Annotated in this window: 19 protein-coding genes; 12 read left to right on the top strand and 7 right to left on the bottom strand. The window is 70.5% G+C overall.

Annotated features, from left to right (window positions below):
* Positions 1-58: 58 nt before the first annotated feature.
* Both ACZ55A_RS03205 and ACZ55A_RS03210 read right to left on the bottom strand, forming a co-directional pair.
* Positions 59-1408, bottom strand: coding sequence for a hypothetical protein (locus tag ACZ55A_RS03205; protein WP_468832312.1), 1350 nt, complete (start codon positions 1406-1408; stop codon positions 59-61).
* 25 nt (positions 1409-1433) lie between these two features.
* A complete protein-coding gene (locus ACZ55A_RS03210) occupies positions 1434-1892 on the bottom strand; it encodes a DNA-processing protein DprA (protein ID WP_468832316.1) in 459 nt (152 codons plus the stop codon).
* 63 nt (positions 1893-1955) lie between these two features.
* Here ACZ55A_RS03210 and ACZ55A_RS03215 point away from each other — a divergent pair, with 63 nt between their 5' ends.
* Both ACZ55A_RS03215 and ACZ55A_RS03220 read left to right on the top strand, forming a co-directional pair.
* On the top strand, positions 1956-2537 hold the full coding sequence (locus tag ACZ55A_RS03215) for a DUF6415 family natural product biosynthesis protein (protein ID WP_468832320.1): 582 nt from the start codon (positions 1956-1958) through the stop codon (positions 2535-2537).
* Positions 2534-2923: a recombinase family protein gene (locus ACZ55A_RS03220; RefSeq protein WP_468832323.1), complete on the top strand. Its 390-nt coding sequence runs from the start codon at positions 2534-2536 to the stop codon at positions 2921-2923. Before ACZ55A_RS03215 ends, ACZ55A_RS03220 begins: the two co-directional genes overlap by 4 nt.
* Before the next feature lie 513 nt (positions 2924-3436).
* On the opposite strand, the gene ACZ55A_RS03225 is transcribed toward ACZ55A_RS03220, so the two are convergent.
* Positions 3437-3670, bottom strand: coding sequence for a ferredoxin (locus ACZ55A_RS03225; protein ID WP_468832326.1), 234 nt, complete (start codon positions 3668-3670; stop codon positions 3437-3439).
* On the bottom strand, positions 3670-5121 hold the full coding sequence (locus ACZ55A_RS03230) for an aldehyde dehydrogenase (protein WP_468832329.1): 1452 nt from the start codon (positions 5119-5121) through the stop codon (positions 3670-3672). Before ACZ55A_RS03230 ends, ACZ55A_RS03225 begins: the two co-directional genes overlap by 1 nt.
* A 344-nt stretch (positions 5122-5465) precedes the next feature.
* Between ACZ55A_RS03230 and ACZ55A_RS03235 the strand changes: the two genes are divergently transcribed.
* From ACZ55A_RS03235 to ACZ55A_RS03260, 6 genes are all read left to right on the top strand, one after another.
* Positions 5466-6545, top strand: a complete 1080-nt coding sequence (locus tag ACZ55A_RS03235) for an MBL fold metallo-hydrolase (RefSeq protein ID WP_468832333.1) — start codon at positions 5466-5468, stop codon at positions 6543-6545.
* Positions 6546-7011: 466 nt separating this feature from the next.
* Positions 7012-8322: a prenyltransferase/squalene oxidase repeat-containing protein gene (locus ACZ55A_RS03240; protein ID WP_468832336.1), complete on the top strand. Its 1311-nt coding sequence runs from the start codon at positions 7012-7014 to the stop codon at positions 8320-8322.
* A gap of 8 nt (positions 8323-8330) precedes the next feature.
* The gene (locus ACZ55A_RS03245) at positions 8331-9026 is read left to right on the top strand and encodes an SCO2322 family protein (RefSeq protein WP_468832340.1); all 696 of its coding nucleotides are present in this window, start codon (positions 8331-8333) and stop codon (positions 9024-9026) included.
* A complete protein-coding gene (locus tag ACZ55A_RS03250; RefSeq protein ID WP_468832343.1) occupies positions 9023-10234 on the top strand; it encodes a CbiQ family ECF transporter T component in 1212 nt (403 codons plus the stop codon). The genes ACZ55A_RS03245 and ACZ55A_RS03250 overlap by 4 nt, the downstream gene beginning before the upstream one ends.
* Positions 10231-11874, top strand: coding sequence for an ABC transporter ATP-binding protein (locus ACZ55A_RS03255; protein WP_468832346.1), 1644 nt, complete (start codon positions 10231-10233; stop codon positions 11872-11874). The genes ACZ55A_RS03250 and ACZ55A_RS03255 overlap by 4 nt, the downstream gene beginning before the upstream one ends.
* A gap of 5 nt (positions 11875-11879) precedes the next feature.
* Positions 11880-12743, top strand: a complete 864-nt coding sequence (locus ACZ55A_RS03260) for an ECF transporter S component (RefSeq protein WP_468832350.1) — start codon at positions 11880-11882, stop codon at positions 12741-12743.
* On the opposite strand, the gene ACZ55A_RS03265 is transcribed toward ACZ55A_RS03260, so the two are convergent.
* A complete protein-coding gene (locus tag ACZ55A_RS03265) occupies positions 12727-13896 on the bottom strand; it encodes a steroid 3-ketoacyl-CoA thiolase (RefSeq protein WP_468832354.1) in 1170 nt (389 codons plus the stop codon). The two genes, ACZ55A_RS03260 and ACZ55A_RS03265, sit on opposite strands and share 17 nt — an antisense overlap.
* A 255-nt stretch (positions 13897-14151) precedes the next feature.
* On the opposite strand from ACZ55A_RS03265, the gene ACZ55A_RS03270 reads away from it, so the two are divergent.
* From ACZ55A_RS03270 to ACZ55A_RS03285, 4 genes are all read left to right on the top strand, one after another.
* On the top strand, positions 14152-15384 hold the full coding sequence (locus tag ACZ55A_RS03270) for a cytochrome P450 (RefSeq protein ID WP_468832356.1): 1233 nt from the start codon (positions 14152-14154) through the stop codon (positions 15382-15384).
* Positions 15385-15753: 369 nt separating this feature from the next.
* Positions 15754-16374, top strand: a complete 621-nt coding sequence (locus ACZ55A_RS03275; RefSeq protein WP_468832358.1) for a DUF6230 family protein — start codon at positions 15754-15756, stop codon at positions 16372-16374.
* Positions 16365-16715, top strand: a complete 351-nt coding sequence (locus ACZ55A_RS03280) for a DUF6114 domain-containing protein (protein WP_468832363.1) — start codon at positions 16365-16367, stop codon at positions 16713-16715. The genes ACZ55A_RS03275 and ACZ55A_RS03280 overlap by 10 nt, the downstream gene beginning before the upstream one ends.
* A gap of 131 nt (positions 16716-16846) precedes the next feature.
* Positions 16847-17557: a hypothetical protein gene (locus ACZ55A_RS03285; RefSeq protein WP_468832367.1), complete on the top strand. Its 711-nt coding sequence runs from the start codon at positions 16847-16849 to the stop codon at positions 17555-17557.
* Positions 17558-17573: 16 nt separating this feature from the next.
* Here the strand turns inward: ACZ55A_RS03285 and ACZ55A_RS03290 are convergent, their stop codons facing one another.
* Together ACZ55A_RS03290 and ctaD are read right to left on the bottom strand one after the other, a co-directional pair.
* The gene (locus ACZ55A_RS03290; protein WP_468832371.1) at positions 17574-17957 is read right to left on the bottom strand and encodes a hypothetical protein; all 384 of its coding nucleotides are present in this window, start codon (positions 17955-17957) and stop codon (positions 17574-17576) included.
* Complete coding sequence (gene ctaD / locus ACZ55A_RS03295) at positions 17954-19600, bottom strand: aa3-type cytochrome oxidase subunit I (protein ID WP_468832375.1); 1647 nt, start codon at positions 19598-19600, stop codon at positions 17954-17956. The genes ACZ55A_RS03290 and ctaD overlap by 4 nt, the downstream gene beginning before the upstream one ends.
* Between the last annotated feature and the right edge of the window lie 63 nt (positions 19601-19663).

Consider the following 19663-nt stretch of genomic DNA (forward strand, 5'->3'; position numbering starts at 1 on the left):
GCCCCCTACGGGACCGCATCGTACGAGCGGGCTCTGGCAATGAGCCCGGGTCGGACATCTAAGCTCCCAGAGACTCGACGATGTGATCGTCGAGGTCTGCCACCCAGTCTTCGCGGCGCCAAGGTCGCAGTTCTCGGCGGGCCCGCCGTAGCCGGATCGTGGCGACTCGTCCCCCGGTCGCCGACGCGGCATCGACGCAGTCATGCAGCAGGGTCGCCGCTGACTGCGGGTCGTCGAGACGGACACAGGCGAGCGCCTGGTCAGAGGTGACGATCGCCCGTTGCACCTGCTCACGTGGCCGGGTGAGAGCCGCCGCCGACCGCGCGAATTCGTCATGCGCGGCAGCGGCGTCCCCCGCGTACAGGGACGCGACTCCCTCGAATCCCCGCAGATGAGCGGGGGTGAACGAGGACGTAGAAGGGTCGCCGGCGCGGTCACCGTCGAGGTCGTACCAGGCGAGGGCCAAAGCTGAGCGTGCCTGCCGCTCCGCGTGCTCCCCGCCGGCCCGGGCAGTGATCTCAGCCTGAAGGGCGTGCGCGCGGGCCCGGACAGTGACGCTCTGCCCGGCGCGGGCATCGCGAACCGCAGCATCGACAAGGCGGCGAGCCGTATCAAGGCCGGGCATCAAGTACAGGGTCACAAGCGCATGGCTCATGTGCACCACGGCCCGGCGCCACGGCATGCCGATCTGGCCGGCTACGTCTGTGGCTGCGGCGTAGAGGCTGTGCGAGGCGGCGTCATCGCGCGTCTCGAAAGCGAGGCGACCGGCAAGGGTGTATGCCTGTGTGGCAACGGCCCGTAACCCTGGTAGCAGTGGCTCGGGCCCCTCGCTGTCAAGCAGCCGTCGGCACGACTCGACAACGGGTGCCAGCAGCAGCTGAAGCCGCACGAATGGCAGGCTGCCGACCTCGCGGTTCACGTCGTTGATGGCGATGGTCAGCGCGTCGAGCAGCGCCTCGTCCATCCGGCGCGGATCGGCGAGAGCCCCGGCGAGGGTTGTGCGCGCCTGCGGGCCCAGCAGTGCGAGCAGGTCTCGGCCGGCGTCCGTGGAGGTCCGCACCAGCAGACGGTGGAGTTCGTCCACAGCCTGCTCGCTCTCGCCGAGATGCATGAAGGCGTCGAGCAGCTCAGCAAAATCTGACCCGGGGCCGAGGCATGTCTCGCCGTCGGGCGCGGTGGCGTACAGGTGGGCGAGCAGGAGTTGGTACCGCGTGCTCGGCAGGATGGGTGTGGCGCTCTCCCACCGGGCGACGGACCGTTGGACGCTGGAGATACTGCTGTCGAGCGGCTGTCCGAGGCGGGCGGCTACGTCGACCAGGGCACGGGCCGTGTCGGCCAGGGACATGCCGCGGCTGCGGCGCAGCCGTTTGAGTGTGGCTGCGCCGAGGTGGCGGCCATGGTCTCTCATGTGCCCATGATGCCTGTGCGGTTGGTCACACGGGGACGATGAGGCGAGGTTTCTGCTTCTCCGCGGCGTAGTTGATGGTCTGCCACGTACCGGATGTGCTCTCGCCTGCGTCGAGGGGGAACCCGATCACCATGTCGGACTGGTCGACCATGTACCTGTTGCGGGTGTGGTAGGCGGGCGTCCCCAGCTCAGGGGCTTGCAGTTCAATGACCTGGGTGATCCGGTCCCGGCTGCGGCTGATCGCCTGCCGCGCTTCGACAGGCTGCTGATCGACGGTGCCCGGCACGACGATGGTGATTGACGCTTTCGAATGCCCTGCGAGCCACAACAGTGAGAGCGAGTCAATGCCCTTTGCGCCACCAATGTGGAAGCTGGCCGCGTTGGTGGCGAACGGGCCGAGGTAGCGCTCGAAGAGAGCCGCATACCAGGTGAGTTCGTGATGCCCAGTTGACCGGGTTCCGGTAATTGCAATGTTCAGAGCCATGATCAAGTCCGTGTCATAGGTTGTCAGATACCGCACATGCTCGCGCCGCAGTGCACTGGAGGCATGGACGCGAGAACTGACACGGCCGCCATTCTGGCCGAGCACCTCCGAGAGCACGGGGTCACTGTCGCCTGCACCGACGCCGCCGCCGTCACCGTGTCAAACCCGCTGAATTCTGCTGTTCGCGAGGACGTTACCGCTGGCGATGGCCGATACGTCACCGCCTACGGGTACGGGGTCGGACAGTACGGAGACGAGCAGGCAACCGCCCACTGTGTCGGCCTTCTCGTAGGTGCCGGGCCGCTCTCCGAGCCGCACCCGGTCGACGCGGAGACGATCAGCGACACGATCCGACGGGCGCTCGTACTCAGATCCGGCCCGGTGGACCTCGATGCAATGGCCGACCTGGCCGAGGAGTTGCGCGGGCACATTGCGCTCCTGCTGCCCCTGGCGCGGGAGTCGGCCGGCCGGCTGTGGGCAGGCAGCATCGAGGCGCACCGGCTGACGGCCCGGCTCGACGGCATTGAGCGGCAGACCCGGCAGGGCCTCGGGCCTGGGCCGCTGTCGGCGCATGTGCAGGTGCACCAGCTCGCCCGGGACTGTCAGTGGCTGCGGGCCCGGCACGCCGCGGAGGGCCGTCGATGACTGACGAGATGGCCCCGTTGGTGTTTGTCTACGACCGGTGCGCGAGCCGCAACCGTCGCGAGCTCGACATGCGGCTGACGGGCTGCCACGCGTACGCGGACGGCATGGGGTGGGTCCTGTCAGGTGGTGGCCCGTGGCTCGACCGCGGCGCGGATGCACTGACCTCGCAGCGGCCCCAACTGGCCGCGATGCTCGACCTGATGCGGGCCGAGGCTGCGCGCCGCGAGGTGGTGTGCCTGATCCACAGCTGGGGCCGGCTGGCGACCGACCCCACACACCGCCTGGTGCTCCAGCAGCGCATCGTTGAAGCCGGTGGGTGGACGATCACCACGTTCGGCGAGGCGGACCGGCGTAGCCGTGCGGCGCTGGCGGGGAGGGCGTCGTAGTGAGCGGCAGTGGTATCGACCTACGGGTCGTCGTCCTCGATTCCGCTACCGGGCCGTGCATCGTCAAGACGTTCTGCGGGTGCCACCTGCCGTTACCGATTGGTCAATGGCACAATCACGATCCCCGGTGGAGGACCGGTGCAGTGCGACAAGGATCTGTACGAGACGCGTGCGACGTGCGACAAGTGCGGGCAGCCGATGACGAACACTCAGGACGGTTGGGCGATCTGCTACCCGTGCGGGACCAGCAAGCCGCACTAACACCGCGGCCCTGCCCACAGTGCGCCCGTGATCTGATCAGCTCTGTACCCGACTGGTGGCAGTGCTCGGCGGACAACTGCCCGTACGAGATGTCCGATGAGGCGTACACCTTGTACGCGGAGCTGTCGGGCCTGTTCGAGCGTGATCCAGCGGGATTTTTCGCGAGCGTCTCAGCACACCGGGACGAGATGCGTGCACTGGAGCCGGCCTGGCTGAGGTAAGCCCCGGCCGGGCCCCGCCGGCAGTCCCGCCTCACTCCTCCGGAGGGAACACCGCCGCACCGCTGCCGGCGTCGGTGAGGGTGATCGCCTCCACCGGGCACCCCTCGGCCGCCGCGAGCACGCTCTCGTCGGCCTCCGCCTCCGGCGCCACGGGGTGCGACTGCCGGGCCGTGTCCAGCCGGAAGCCGTCCGGCGCCGCACCGACGCACATCCCCGACCCGATGCACACGTTCCGGTCCACCTCCACCCGCCAGCGGTCCGCCATCAGACACCCGCCGGCAGATGGATCATCTTGTGCTCCAGGTATTCACCGAAGCCCTCGGGGCCGAACTCCCGCCCGATGCCGGAGTTCTTGTAGCCGCCGAACGGGCCGAGCATGTCGATGCTGAAGGTGTTGACGGAGTACGTACCGGTGCGCACCTGCCGCGCGATATCGATGCCGTGGTCGACGTCGGCCGTCCAAACCGAGCCGGAGAGTCCGTAGTCGGAGTCGTTGGCGATCCGTACCGCCTCCGCCTCGTCCTCGTACGGCAGCAGACAGATGACCGGGCCGAAGATCTCCTCGCGGGCGATCCGCATGGCGTTGGTGACGTCGCCGAAGAGGGTCGGCTCGACGTACCAGCCCGTGGTCTGCTCCTTGGGCCGGCCGCCGCCGGTGAGCACCTTGGCGCCTTCCCGCTGTCCGAGCGCGATGTAGTCCAGCGAACGCTGCTGCTGACGGCGGGCGACCAGCGGGCCGACCTCGGTGGCCGGATCCAGCGGGTCACCGACGGTGAGCGCGGCGGCCGCCGCGGTGAACCGCTCGGCGATCTCGTCGTAGTGGCTGCGGGGTGCCAGGATCCGGGTCTGGGCCACACAGGCCTGGCCGTTGATCATCCAGGCGAACGGGACGATGCCGGCCACCGCCGCGTCCAGGTCCGCGTCCGGCAGGATCACCGCGGCGGACTTGCCGCCCAGCTCCAGGGTGACCCGGCTGAGGTTGCGGGCCGCGACCTCCATGACCCGTTTGCCCGCCGCCACCGAGCCGGTGAACGAGACCTTGTCCACGCCCGGGTGCCCGACCAGGTACTCGCTCACCTCCCGGTCCGCCGGCAGGATCGACAGCACGCCCTCCGGCAGTCCGGCCTCGGTCGCGATCTCGGCCAGGAGATAGGCGTCCAGCGGGGTCTCCGGCGACACCTTGAGCACCACCGAGCAGCCGGCCAGCAGCGCGGGCGCGAGCTTGGCGGCGGCGGTGAACTGCGGGACGTTCCACGGCACCACCGCCGCGACCACACCGGCCGGCTCCCGCCGTACGAGGAGCGGACCCAGCACACCGGAGCGCCGCTCCTCGAAGGGGAAGTCGCGGGCGACGGTCAGCGCCGCGTCCCATGCGAGCACCGAGGCGAGCGACTGCACCATGACGCCCGAGGTGTACGGGGTGCCGTTCTCGGAGCTGATGACCTTGGCGATCTCCTCGCTGCGCGCCGCGAAGGCGTCCTTGATGCGGGTCACCACCGCGATCCGGTCCGCCAGCGGGGCGTTCGCCCACACCCCGGACGCGAAGGACGTACGGGCCGCTGCCACCGCACGGTCGACATCGGCCCGTGAGGCGTGCGGGACGCGGCCGATGACCTGTTCGGTGTGCGGGGAGACGACCTCGATCGTGTCCCGGCCGGCCGGATCGACCAACTCACCGCCTATATAGAGCTTTCCGTGCTCGACGAGGTCGCTCATCGCTGTCGCCTCCCGGAATTCCGACCGACCGGCCATCCTGCCGTTCTTTTCTGACGCTGCATCAGGAATGTTGCTGCCTCGAACTGATACCAGTTCCAGTGGGAGGAGTCCACGGCGCAGGCCGAATCCCTACGATGGGGTGAAGGGCAATCCGGGCGTCACGCCGGGGCGCACCCGTCTCCCCGCGGGTATCAGTTCCGGTCGTCTTGAAACTCGTTCTAGTTATAGTGAGGGTGGTGCGGGTGTGTGCAGTAGGCGCAGGACGGCAAGTGCACTGTGGGTGCGCGGAGTTGGATGCGCACCGAGACGTGCGGTCGGGTGCGTTCACGCCGAGAGGGGACCGGATGACCACGCAGGTGACCGACCACCGAGGCGGGGTGTGGAGCATCGCCGTTCCCATCCCGGACAACCCGCTCGGCCACACCCTCGTCCACCTCCTGGAGACCGACCACGGACCGGTGCTCATCGACACCGGCTGGGACGACCCGGATTCCTGGGACACGCTCGTCGCGGGCATCACCGCCTGCGGCTTCGCCCTCGGCGACCTCCACGGTGTCCTGATCACCCACCATCACCCCGATCACCACGGCCTCTCCGCCAAGGTGCGGGAGGCGTCCGGTGCCTGGATCGCGATGCATGCCGCGGACACCGCCGTGGTCCGCCGCACCCGTGAGGCGGCGCCGGACCGGTGGCTCGACTACCTGATCGCCAAGCTCACGGCGGCGGGCGCGCCGGACGATCACCTGGCACCGCTGCGGGAGGCGCGCGCCAAGGGGGGCGGGCGGAGACTGCCCGGCCAACGCGCCGCGCTGCCGGACCGCGGGATCGAGCCCGGCGAGCTGCTCGACCTGCCGGGGCGCCGGATGCGCGCCATCTGGACACCGGGGCACACACCGGGGCATGTGTGTCTGCATCTGGAGGAGCGGCACCCGGCGGCGGGGGGCTCGGTGGCGGGGGCCCCGGTGGCGGGGCAGCCGGCCCGTGGCCTCGGCCGGCTCTTCTCCGGCGACCATCTCCTGCCGGACATCACCCCGCACATCGGCCTGTACGAGGACCCGGACGACACCACGGTCACCGATCCCCTTGGCGACTACCTCGACTCCCTCGAACGCATCGGACGGCTCGCCCCCGCCGAGGTGCTGCCCGCCCACCAGTACGCCTTCGCCGATGCCGAGGGGCGGGTGCGCGCGCTCATCGCTCACCATGAAGAGCGGCTGTCCGGACTGAGAGCACTGCTCCGCGAACCACGCACCCCCTGGCAGCTCGCCGTCGCCATGGAGTGGAACCGCCCCTGGGAACAGATCCCTTACGGCTCCCGGAACATCGCCGTATCGGAGGCCGAGGCACATCTGCGTCATCTGGTGAAGCAGGGGTACGCGGAGCGGGTGCCGGGCTCCGGTCCGGCGACGTACCGGGCGGTGTGAGACGGGGAGCGCCGAGGCGGGGCACGGGGCCCTGCGTACGGCCACGCCCGCCCGCCGGCCGGCTGCCGTCTTCGGCTCGTACGCGCGGGCGAGTGCCGCAGGAGTGCCGGTTAAGGTGTGCGGGACAACTTCATCCGTACCTGATCGGGGGAAGCCGGTGGAAATCCGGCGCTGCCCCTCCCCCAAGCTCTCGGCTTCGTTCGAGCCCGGGGGCACCCCCATCCGTGAGGGCGGCCGTCCGCGCGACCGCGCAGCCGGCCGTGCGAGCCGGAGCACCCGATGAGGCACGGCCAAGGCTCGCGCCACCGGAACCGCCGCCCGCACGGACGGACCGGTGCGCGGCACCGTCGAGGTATACGGAGCCGAGCCCGGTGCCACCGCACCCGATGCACAGGATCGGCGGGCGGCAGCCGGCCGAGCGCGGCTGCGTAGCATGCCGCGACCCGACCCGAGAGGCACCGATCCGATGGCCCCCATGGCTTCCATGGCACCCCAGGCCCCTTCGACGCACCGCGTCGCCTTCCTGGCGCGCCGCGCCGCCATGGCGCTGGCGGCCGCGGCGGTGCTGGGCGCGGCAGCGGCCCCTGCCGCCTTCGCGGACGCCGCCCCGGGCGCCCCCAAGAAGCTGCCCGAGGGGCTGTACGGCACCAAGGACCCGCAGTACGACGGGGTCTGGCGGCAGTCGCTGGCCCTGCTGGCGCAGGACACAGTGGGCATACGGCCGGCGGCCTCGGCCGTGCGCTGGCTGGCCGGGCAGCAGTGCGCCGACGGCTCGTTCACCGCATTCCGCGCCGAGCCGGGCAAGCCCTGTGACGCCAAGACGATGCGGGACACGAACCAGACGGCCGCCGCGGTGCAGGCGCTGGCCGCGCTCGGCGGGCACGACAAGGCCGTGCGCAAGGCCGTGCAGTGGCTGAAGTCGGTGCAGAACGACGACGGCGGCTGGAGTTCGATGGCCGGCTCGCCCAGCGACGCCAACTCCACCTCCGTGGTCATCGGCGCCCTCGCGGCGGCGGGTGAGAAGCCGGAGTCGGTCACGTCGAAGAAGGGCGGCAAGACCCCCTACGACGGGCTGCTCACCTTCCTGCTGGGCTGTGACGCCAAGGAGGGCGAGCGCGGCGCCTTCACCTTCCAGCTCAAGGGTGCCGCCCCGAACGCGGATGCCACCGCGGCCGCCGCGACCGGAGCGCTGGGCAAGGGCTTTGCCGTCGCACCGGCGGCCGGCCGCGCCGACACCCCGGTCAAGCCGCTGAGCTGCAAGGACGGTGAGCAGGAGAAGGCCGGTGCGGCGTCGGCGGCGGCCGGCGGCGCGGCCTACCTCGTCGCACAGCTGGACAAGAACGGGCAGCATCTGCCCTCCGCGATGCCGGGCCAGGAGAAGCAGCCCGATGTCGGCAACACCGCCGATGCCGTGGTGGCGCTCGCGGCCGGCGGGCACCGGGGCGCGGCGCAGAAGCCGCTGAAGTGGCTGGAGAAGAACGCCTCGTCCTGGGCCGAGCAGAACGGCCCGGCCGCCTACGGGCAGTTGGTGCTCGCGGCGCACGCCACCGGCACCGATCCGCGGGCCTTCGGCGGCACCGACCTGGTGGCCGCGCTCAACGCGACCGGCCCCGAGCCGGCCGGCACCGCCGCAGCCGGCAAGGACGCCCAGGACTCCAAGGACGCCGAGGAGGCCGGCGGCGGCATCAATGTGTGGTGGGTCATCGGCGTCGGACTCGCCCTCGGCGCCGGCATCGGCTTCCTGCTGAGCGGCCGTAAGAAGAAGAACGAGCTCTGATGCGGGTGATGCGGCGCAGCAGGCTCGTCGGCGCGCTCCTGGCCGGCGCGGTGACCGGTCTGGCCGTCGCCGGACCGGCCCAGGCACAGGAGTACCGCTACTGGTCCTTCTGGGACGGCAAGGACGGCGGCTCCTGGGCGTACGCCACCCAGGGGCCGGCCACCCTACGGCCGGCCGACGGCGCGGTCGAGGGCTTCCGCTTCACGGTCAGCGCCGACTCCGCCGCGGCCGGGAAGCCGCGTGCGGCCGCCGACTTCGACGCGATCTGCCGGGCCACGCCCGCCAAGGACGGCCGCAAGCGGATCGGCATCGTCATCGACTTCGGCACCGCGGCGGAGTCGCCCGGTGGTGAACGGCCGCCGCGGGCACGGACGGAGTGCGCCCAGGTGTCCGAGGACGCGTCGGCGGGCGAGGCGCTGGCGGCGGTCGCCCGGCCGTTGCGTTATGACTCCCATGCGCTGCTGTGCGGCATCGCCGGTTACCCGAAGGCGGGTTGCGCGGAGCAGGTGGACGGGTCCGGCGCCGCCGGGGCGGAGGGCTCGAAGGGCGCGAAGGGTTCGGCGGGTTCGGCGGGTTCGGCGCAAGCCGGTCAGTCCGGTTCGTCCGATCGGTCCGGGCCGTCCGCCGGCCTGCTCGGCGGTGTGGCGGCCGTCGTCGTCCTGGGCGCGGCGGCCCTCTGGCAGGCACGCCGCCGGCGCGGATGAGCGCCCCGCAGGCGACCCGTACCACCGCGCTGCACGCCGGCGCCTGGTGGCTGTGGGCGCTCGGCCTGGCCACCGCGGCCTCCCGCACCACCAACCCGCTGCTGCTGGGGCTGCTGGTGGGGGTGGCCGGCTATGTCGTCGCGGCCCGCCGTACGGAGGCGCCCTGGGCTCGCGCGTACGGGGCGTTCGTCAAGCTCGGCCTGGTGGTGATCGCCGTCCGGCTGGTCTTCGCGTTCTTCCTCGGCTCCCCGATCCCCGGTACCCACACCCTCCTCACGCTGCCCGAAGTGCCGCTGCCGGACTGGGCGAAGGGCGTCCGGATCGGCGGCCGGGTCACGGCGGAGGGCATGCTCTTCGCGCTCTACGACGGACTGAAGCTGGCCACCCTCCTCATCTGCGTCGGGGCCGCCAACGCCCTCGCCAACCCCTCCCGGTTGCTGAAGTCCCTGCCCGGCGCGCTCTACGAGGCGGGCGTCGCGGTGGTGGTCGCCATGACGTTCGCCCCGAATCTGGTCGCCGACGTCCAGCGGCTGCGCGCCGCCCGCCGGCTGCGCGGCCGCCCCGACCGCGGTGTCACGGCGCTCCTCCAGGTCGGACTGCCGGTCCTGGAGGGCGCGTTGGAACGCTCGGTGGCGCTGGCCGCCGCCATGGACGCACGCGGATACGGCCGCACCGCCCACGTGCCGCGCGCCGTACGGCACACCACCTCCGCCCTCACCCTCGGCGGTCTGCTCGGCATCTGCGCGGGCACCTACGGGCTGCTCGGTGACGCCGGGGCCGGTTACGGTCTGCCGCTGCTCCTGGCCGGTCTGGCCGCCGCGCTGGCCGGACTCCAGCTCGGCGGCCGCCGCTCGGTCCGCACCCGCTACCGCCCGGAGCGCTGGGGCGCCCGCGCCTGGCTGGTATCGGGCTCCGGCATCGCCGTGGCGGCCCTGATGATCTGGGCCGGCGACTACGCCCCGGCGGCCCTCCACCCCCCGGCCGTTCCGCTCACCTCCCCCGTACTGCCGCTCTGGCCGGCCGCGTCCCTTCTTGTCGGACTGCTGCCGGCGCTGGTGGCACCGGTGCCCCGTGCCCCGGAGCGGGAGCGGTCCGCGGGCCGGGCCACGGCCACCGACCGCACCGGTGCGCCCGCCCGCGCCGCTCGCACCCGCGGCGCCGGCGCGCCGCCTCTCCCCCCTCAGCACGCGAAGGAGCCGACGCAGTGATCCGGTTCGAGCAGGTCTCGGTCGTCTACGGCGACGCCGCGGAGCCCGTCGTCCAGGGCATCGACCTGACCGTCCCCGAGGGCGAACTGTGTCTGCTGGCCGGGCCTTCCGGCGTCGGCAAGTCCACCGTCCTGAACGCCGTCTGCGGGCTCGTCCCCCACTTCACCGGCGGCACCCTGCACGGCCGCGTCACCGTCGACGGCCGGGACACCCGCACCCACAAGCCGCGTGAACTCGCCGATGTCGTCGGCACCGTGGGCCAGGACCCGGTGGCGCACTTCGTCACCGACACCGTCGAGGACGAACTCGCCTACGGGATGGAGTCCCTCGGTCTCGCCCCCGACGTGATGCGCCGCCGCGTCGAGGAGACCCTGGACCTGCTGGGCCTGGCCGGCCTGCGGGACCGCGCGCTGACCACGCTCTCGGGCGGGCAGATGCAGCGGGTGGCGATCGGCTCGGTCCTCACCACCCACCCGAAGGTGCTGGTCCTCGACGAGCCGACCTCGGCCCTCGACCCGGCCGCCGCCGAAGAGGTGCTGTCCGTGCTCCAGCGGCTGGTCCATGACCTCGGCACCACGGTCCTGCTGGCCGAACACCGGCTGGAGCGCGTCATCCAGTACGCCGACCAGGTCATCCTCCTTCCGTCGCCGGGCGCACCCCCGGTCATGGGCAGCCCCTCCGACGTCATGGCCGTCTCCCCCGTCCACCCCCCGGTGGTGGCCCTCGGCCGCCTGGCGGGCTGGTCGCCGCTCCCGCTCACCGTCCGCGATGCCCGCCGCAAGGCCGCGCCCCTGCGGGAACGCCTGGCGGGTGTCACCCCGCCGGGGGGCTCCCGGGCCGGTGCAGGGGCCGCTGCCGGGCCGGGGTTGCCGGACGGTCCCGCGGCGGAGGTCCGTGGGCTCGGCGTGCGGCGGGGGCGGATCGAGGCGCTGTACGGGGTGGACCTGAGCGTCCGCGCCGGCGAGACCGTCGCTCTGATGGGGCGTAACGGCGCGGGGAAGTCCACCCTCCTCAACTCCCTCGTCGGGGTGCACCAGCCGTCGTCCGGCACGGTGCGGGTAGGCGGTGTCACCCCGCACCGCACCGGTCCCCGCGCCCTGCTGCGGCACGTCGGTCTGGTGCCCCAGGAACCGCGTGATCTGCTCTACGCGGACACCGTCGCCGCCGAGTGCACCGCGGCGGACCAGGACGCGGGTGCCCCCGACGGCAGTTGCCGGGCCCTGGTGACCCGGCTGCTGCCCGGTGTGCCGGACTCCGCGCACCCCCGTGATCTCTCCGAGGGCCAACGGCTGGCCCTCGCCCTGGCGATCGTGCTGACCGCGCGTCCGCCGCTGCTCCTGCTCGACGAGCCCACCCGCGGCCTGGACTACGCCGCCAAGTCCCGGCTGATCGAGGTGCTGCGCGCGCTCGCCGCCGAGGGGCACGCCCTCGTCCTGGCCACCCACGATGTGGAACTCGCCGCCGAACTGGCGCACCGCGTGGTGATCCTCGCCGACGGTGAGGTCGTCGCCGACGGCCCCACCGAGGAGATCGTCGTCTCCTCGCCCTCCTTCGCCCCGCAGGTCGCCAAGGTGCTCGCGCCGCTTCCCTGGCTGACCGTTCCCCAGGTGGCCCGCGCCCTGGAGGCGGCGTCCGGATGAGCCCGATGAGTACGCACCCCCGAGGGCCGGGCCGCCGGGTCCGGGCCGTCCGGCTCGGCCCGCGCTCCGTCGTCGCGCTGGCCCTGATCTCGGCCATCGGTGTGATGGCGTTCGGCTGGCCGCTGCTGGCCGATTCGGCCTCCGGGCTCGCCCATTCCCAGGACGCTCCCTGGCTGTTCGCGGCGCTGCTGCCGATGCTGCTCGCCGTCGTGGTGGCGACCATCGCCGATACCGGGCTGGATGCGAAGGCCATCGCCATGCTCGGCGTACTGGCCGCTGCCGGGGCCGCGTTGCGTCCGCTGGGCGCGGGGACGGCCGGTATCGAGCCGATGTTCTTTCTGATGGTGTTGTCGGGGCGGGTGCTCGGGCCGGGCTTCGGCTTCGTGCTGGGTTCGGTGGCGATGTTCGCGTCGGCGCTGCTGACCGGCGGGGTCGGCCCCTGGATGCCGTTCCAGATGCTGGCCATGGGGTGGGTGGCGATGGGCGCCGGGCTGCTGCCGGCGGCCGACCGGCTGCGCGGGCGCGGCGAGCTGGCCGTGCTCGCCACCTACGGTGCCGTCTCCGCGGTCCTCTACGGCCTGGTCATGAACCTTCAGGGCTGGCCCTACATCAGCGGAATGGCCTCGGGGGTCTCGTTCGTCCCCGGTGATCCGCCGGCCGAGAACCTCGCCCGTTACGTCGCCTACTGCCTGGCCACGTCCCTCGGCTGGGATCTCCCCCGGGCCCTGGTCACCGTGGTCCTCACCGTCACGCTGGGCGGTACGGTCCTCAGGGCCCTGCGGCGCGCCACCCGCCGCGCCGCCTTCGACGCCCCGGTCTCCTTCGCCTCCGCTTCCGGCTCCGCCCCGTCCGCTACAACCGCTGAATGATCGTCCCGGTCGCCAGTGCCCCGCCCGCGCACATCGTGATCAGGGCGAACTCCTTGTCCCTGCGTTCGAGTTCGTGGAGTGCGGTGGTGATCAGCCGCGCGCCGGTGGCGCCGACCGGGTGGCCCAGGGCGATGGCGCCCCCGTTCACGTTCACCTTCTCCAGGTCCTGTTCGAAGACCTGCGCCCAGGACAGGACGACGGAGGCGAAGGCCTCGTTGATCTCGACCAGATCGATGTCCTTGAGGGACATCCCGGCCTTGCCGAGCACCGCGCGGGTGGCGTCTACGGGTCCGTCCAGATGGAAGTGCGGATCGGCGCCGACCAGCGCCTGGGCCACGATGCGGGCCCGTGGCTTGAGTTTGAGGGCGCGCGCCATGCGCTTGGAGGCCCACATCACCGCGGCCGCGCCGTCGGAGATCTGTGAGGAGTTGCCCGCCGTGTGCACGGCCGTCGGCATGACGGGTTTGAGGCCGCCCAGCGCCTCCATACTGGTGTCGCGCAGCCCCTCGTCGCGGTCGACCAGCCGCCACATGCCCTGCCCCGCGGCCTGTTCCTCCTCGGTGGTGGGGACCTGGACGGCGAAGGTCTCCCGTTTGAACCGCTCCTCGGCCCAGGCCGCGGCCGCCCGCTCCTGCGAGATCAGGCCGAGCGAGTCGACGTTCTCGCGGGTCAGTCCCCGGTTGCGGGCGATGCGTTCGGCCGCCTCGAACTGATTGGGCAGATCGACACTCCACTCGTCGGGCCAGGGCTTGCCGGGGCCGTGCTTGGAGCCGCTGCCGAGCGGCACCCGGGACATCGCCTCGACACCGCAGCCGATACCGACGTCGATGACGCCGCCTGCGATCATGTTGGCGACCATGTGGTTGGCCTGCTGGGAGGAGCCGCACTGACAGTCCACGGTGGTGGCGGCGGTCTCGTACGGGAGGCCCATCGCCAGCCAGGCGTTGCGTGCCGGGTTCATGGACTGTTCGCCGGCGTGGGTGACGGTGCCGCCGACGATCTGTTCGATGCAGTCGGGCTGGATGCCGGTACGGGCGAGGAGTTCACGGTAGGTCTCGCCCAGGAGGTAGGCGGGGTGGAGGTTTGCGAGCGCGCCCTGACGCTTGCCGATGGGGGTGCGTACTGCTTCGACGATGACGGGTTCCGCGGCCATGACTGACTCGTCCTCTCCTCGCGTCCGCGGGCGTCCCGGCACCCACGGAAGAAGAACTAGTACGCGTTCTAGTTCGACAAGCAGTCTTATGAGCCGCCCGCCGGGGCGCAAGGGGCATGCAAGCCTCTTGTCCGCAACTGGAGTCGCCATGACCCTTGCCACTTGTAGAACCCGTTACTACCTTCACCGCGACCCCATAGCTGATGAGCCGTCAGAAGTCAGAAGTCGGGAAGAACCATGGACCAGGAGTCGCCGATGACCTGCCCAGCGCTGCCCGAGGGGTTCGACTTCACCGACCCCGACGTCTACCGTTCCCGCGTCCCGCTCCCCGAGTTCGCGCAGCTGCGGCAGACCGCGCCGGTGTGGTGGAACGCCCAGCCGCACGGCATCGCCGGCTTCGGCGACGACGGCTACTGGGTCGTCACCCGCCACCAGGACGTCAAGGAGGTCTCCACCAAGCCGGAGATCTTCTCCGCCAACGTCAACACCGCGATCATCCGCTTCAACGCGTCCATGACCCGCGAACAGATCGACGTACAGAAGCTGATCATGCTGAACATGGACCCGCCGGAGCACACCAGGGTCCGCCAGATCGTCCAGCGGGGCTTCACCCCGCGCTCCATCCGCGCCCTGGAGGAGGCGCTGCGTGACCGGGCCACGCGGATCGTCGCCGAGGCACGCGAGCGCGGTTCCGGGGACTTCGTCACCGACGTCGCCTGCGAACTCCCCCTCCAGGCCATCGCCGAACTCATCGGCATCCCCCAGGACGACCGGGCCCGCATCTTCGACTGGTCGAACAAGATGATCGCGTACGACGACCCGGAGCTCGCCATCACCGAAGAGGTCGGCAGCAATGCGGCGATGGAGCTGATCTCGTACGCGATGAACCTCGCCACGGCGCGCAAGGAATGCCCGGCCAAGGACATCGTCAGCCAACTGGTGGCGGCCGAGCACGAGGGCAACCTCGGCTCGGACGAATTCGGCTTCTTCGTCCTCCTGTTGGCGGTGGCCGGAAACGAAACCACGCGCAATGCCATCACGCACGGGATGCACGCCTTCCTCACCCACCCCGACCAGTGGGAGCTCTACAAACGCGAGCGCCCCGCGACGGCCGCCGAGGAGATCGTGCGCTGGGCGACGCCGGTGGTCTCCTTCCAGCGCACCGCCACCCAGGACACCGAACTGGGTGGCGCGGAGATCAAGGAGGGCCAGCGGGTGGGGATCTTCTACGCCTCCGCCAACAACGACCCCGAGGTCTTCGACCGTCCGGAGGTCTTCGACATCACCCGCGACCCCAATCCGCATCTGGGGTTCGGGGGCGGCGGACCCCACTTCTGCCTCGGCAAGTCCCTGGCGGTCCTGGAGATCAACCTCATCTTCAACGCCATCGCGGACGCCATGCCCGACATCTCGCTGACCGGCGAGCCCCGGCGGCTGCGTTCGGCGTGGCTCAACGGGGTGAAGGAGCTTCAGGTCCGCTACGGCTGACGGCTGACGTAGCCGGACTGTCCGTGGTGCCCGGGTGGCCGGCAACGGCTGCCGGGCACCACTTGGTATGTCCGAAAGCGGTTCGTCTCTCAACCTTGCCAGCTGCCAGGGGCGGACTTACATTCGAATCGACTCGACAACTCGTCAGTAACACCGGTGAGTTCGCCGCATTCCGCACGACCGCGGCAGCAGCGGCACCAGAGGGGTCGGGGCCGCACACCCCCCATGCACACCCGCCCGGCTCCGCTCCCCCGCGTGCCCTCCAGGCATCACACACACCTCGCGACACACCTCACGGCTGCTTCCACGCACCTCTCCCCCCACGCATTTCGACAGCGCGCTCCACGCTCTTCGAAGGGGACCCACACCATGAAGGACGCACACGGCAGACCTGTCACGGGACGCATCAGCCGGCGGAAGTTCGCCGTACTGTCCGTCCCGGCCCTCGCCGGCACCGCGGCCCTCGGCATCGCCCTGGCCAACGGGGCGCTGGCGGCGTCATTCGCCGTATCGGGGCAGCAGTTCAAGGTGTCCGCGGACAGCCTGACGGGCGAGGGATTCGCCCAGTACGGGAGCGTCGACACCAACGCCAGGGGAGACCTGCTCCCGGTGGCGGTCACTGCCATCAGATCGGCGCAGCTGAACAACCTCTGTCAGTCGGTGGTCACTCATCTGCCGGTCATCGGCGATATCTCGCTCAACCTCCGTGCGGGGACGGGCAGCAAGCCCGTCGAGGCGGCCAACCTCTTCGTGGACGCCACCCAGCTCTCCGGCCATGCGTCCTTCCACCACATCGAGATCGGCCGGGACGCCTCCACCCTGGACAAGGGTCCTGCCGACGCCCAGGGGATGCAGGACCTCTTCGCCCAACAGGCCGACGACGTCCGGATCAGCACGCTGCGGCAGACCGCCTGGGCCACCAACGCGGGGACCTTCAAGCTCTCCGGGCTGAGCATGAAGATCTCCAAGGGCACGAAGGAATGCTTCTGAGCTGGCGGCGCTGGCGGACGGGACGCCCCTTCTGGGGCGGACTGGTGGCCGTCCTCGCCGGCGCCGAGATCTGCGCCCTTCCCTTGGCTCCCCTGGAGGTCATGCTGCATCAGGGCATCGCCGGTATCCCCTCGGTGCTGATGGGGCTGGTGATGATCGTGATGGGGCTCTCGGCGTGGTTCGCGCCGCACTACCGGGGCCTCGCAGGGGTGCTGACCGTCCTGTGCGCGGCGGCCGCGCTGGTGATGTCCAACCTCGGTGGCTTTCTGATCGGCACGGTCCTCGGGATCCTCGGCGGTTCGATGATCTTCGCCTGGCAGCCGGTGGTCAACGAGCCCTGACCGCTGCCCGGTTGGCAAGGGTGTCGCCCCGGTACGCAACACCCGACAGGCACCTACCCGTACGCCCCCTCCCCACCCCTCTGTCTCCGTCCCCACTCCCCCGTATCCCTGCCCCTCGGGAAGGAACCCGCATGAGAAGGACCCACCCCCCGCACCCCGTACCCACCACGCACCGTGCCCCCGACAGGCGCCTTCTGGCGGCCCTCTGCACGGGCATCGCCGCGGTGCTCGGGACCGCCGTCGCCGTACCGGGCAGCGCTGCGGCGCAGCCTGCCGGGGCACCCGCCGAGGCCTCCACCACCGTCAGCCCCGCAGGTCACAGCTTTGCCGCCACCCTCAGCGGCAAGGCCACCTTCACCGCAGGCTCGGTGACCGTCACCTGTACGACCTCGGCCTCCGCCGGGCAGGTGCCGGCCGCGCCCGACAACCGGAACGCGGCCGGCCCGGTGAGCAGTTCCCTCACCCCGGCGACCTACGGGTCGTGTACGACGAGCATGCCCGGCGTCAGCGCGACCGTCAGCACGTCCGGCACCTGGGGCGTGGCCATGCAGAACGGGACGCCGGTGACCGCCGCGCTGACCTTTCCCTCCGGCGGGGTCGTCCTCAGGACCAGCGGGCTGGCGTCCTGCACGGTGACCGCGGCCCCCGCCTCGCCGGCGACGGTGAACGGCACCTGGACCAACGGCGCGCCCGCCACCCTGACCTTCACCCGTGCCGCGGTGCCGGTGAAGGTGGCGGGCGGTTTCGGCTGTCCGACCAGTGCGACCAGCTCGACGTTCAGCGCCACCTACACGGTCAGCGACACCACGGACCCCGCATCCCAGATCACCGTCACCGACTGAGGGAGCACAATTCCCCTCAGCGTGCGGTCAGTCCGGCGACCGTGACGGCCACCAGCGCCGTCACGGCCAGCGTGCCGCTGAGGAAAGCGGTGATCAGGCGCCGCCGGAGCGCCCGGTAGACCCCCTCGTATTCGGTCCGCAGTGTGGCGCTGCGGACCGCAATACGCTCCAGATAGGCGCGTGCGGCGTCGCGCTGGTCCTCGCAATAGCGCAACTCCACTTCCTGCCGCTGGGATTCGGTGAGCCAGGGCAGTCCGGCGCAGAAGGCGTCCGCGCGGGTGCGGGCCCGGTCCTTCTCCGCCTCCCAGAGGAGAAAGCCCTCGATCTCGTTGAGGGCCTGTGCCATGGAGATGCCGTCGTCCATGGGGAAGCCCCCGTCCGCGGGAATGCTCTTCTTCATGCGCCGGCCCCGATTTCAGCGCCACGCGTCTGCTCCACGTCCGCCAGGGCCTCGGACTCGCGGGCGATCTCCGGGTGGTGCAGGTCGAACGCCGGGGATTCGGAGCGAATACGCGGCAGGGTGAGGAAGTTGTGCCGCGGTGGCGGGCAGGACGTCGCCCACTCCAGCGAACGGCCGTAGCCCCACGGGTCGTCGACCTCCGTCTTCTCACCGTACTTCGCCGTCTTCCAGACGTTGTAGAGGAACGGCAGGAGGGAGAGTCCGAGGAGGAAGGAGAAGATGCTGGAGACGGTGTTCAGGGTGGTGAAGCCGTCGGCGGCGAGATAGTCGGGGATACGGCGCAGCATGCCTTCCGCACCGAGCCAGTGCTGGACGAGGAAGGTGCCGTGGAAGCCCACGAACAGCGTCCAGAAGGTGATCTTGCCGAGCCGCTCGTCCAGCATCTTCCCGGTGAACTTCGGCCACCAGAAGTGGAAGCCGGCGAACATCGCGAAGACCACCGTGCCGAAGACCACGTAGTGGAAGTGGGCCACGACGAAGTACGAGTCGGAGATGTGGAAGTCCATCGGCGGCGAGGCCAGGATGACACCGGTCAGACCACCGAACATAAACGTGATCAGAAAGCCGATCGACCACAGCATCGGTGTCTCGAAGGACAGCGAGCCCTTCCACATCGTGCCGATCCAGTTGAAGAACTTCACACCGGTCGGCACCGCGATCAGGAACGTCATGAAGGAGAAGAACGGCAACAGCACGCCGCCCGTCACATACATGTGGTGCGCCCACACCGTGACCGAAAGACCGGCAATCGAAACCGTCGCCGCGATCAGACCGATGTAACCGAACATCGGCTTCCGGGAGAAGACCGGAATGACCTCGGAAATGATGCCGAAGAACGGCAAGGCGATGATGTACACCTCGGGGTGACCGAAGAACCAGAAGAGGTGCTGCCAGAGCAAGGCACCGCCATTGGCGGCATCAAAGACATGCGCACCGAATTTCCGGTCCGCCTCCAGCGCGAACAGCGCCGCCGCCAGCACCGGGAAGGCCAGCAGGACCAGCACACCGGTCAGCAGCACGTTCCAGGTGAAGATCGGCATCCGGAACATCGTCATGCCGGGCGCCCGCATACACAGGATCGTCGTGATGAAGTTGACCGCACCGAGGATCGTGCCGAAGCCGGAGAAGGCCAGACCCATGATCCACATATCGCCGCCGATACCGGGGGAATGCACCGCATCGGAGAGCGGCGCATAGGCGAACCAACCGAAATCGGCGGCCCCTTGAGGGGTGAGGAATCCACCGACCGCGATCAGCGAGCCGAAGAGGTACAGCCAGTAGGCGAACATGTTGAGCCGGGGAAAGGCGACATCGGGCGCGCCGATCTGGAGCGGCATGATCCAGTTCGCGAAGCCGGCGAACAGCGGCGTCGCGAACATCAGCAGCATTACCGTGCCGTGCATCGTGAACGCCTGGTTGAACTGCTCGTTCGACATGATCTGGTGGCCCGGACGGGCCAGTTCGGCACGCATCAGCAGCGCCAGCAGGCCACCGACGCAGAAGAAGGAGAAGGCGGTGACCAGATACAGCGTGCCGATCGTCTTGTGGTCGGTGGTCGTCAGCCACTTCACGGGGAGCTTCATGCCCCGTAGGTGTCCGGGGCCGCCGGAAACCTCACCGCCTACAGGTGCCGAGGGCCGTCGCGG

Source organism: Streptomyces sp. NPDC034111, from assembly GCF_055575375.1.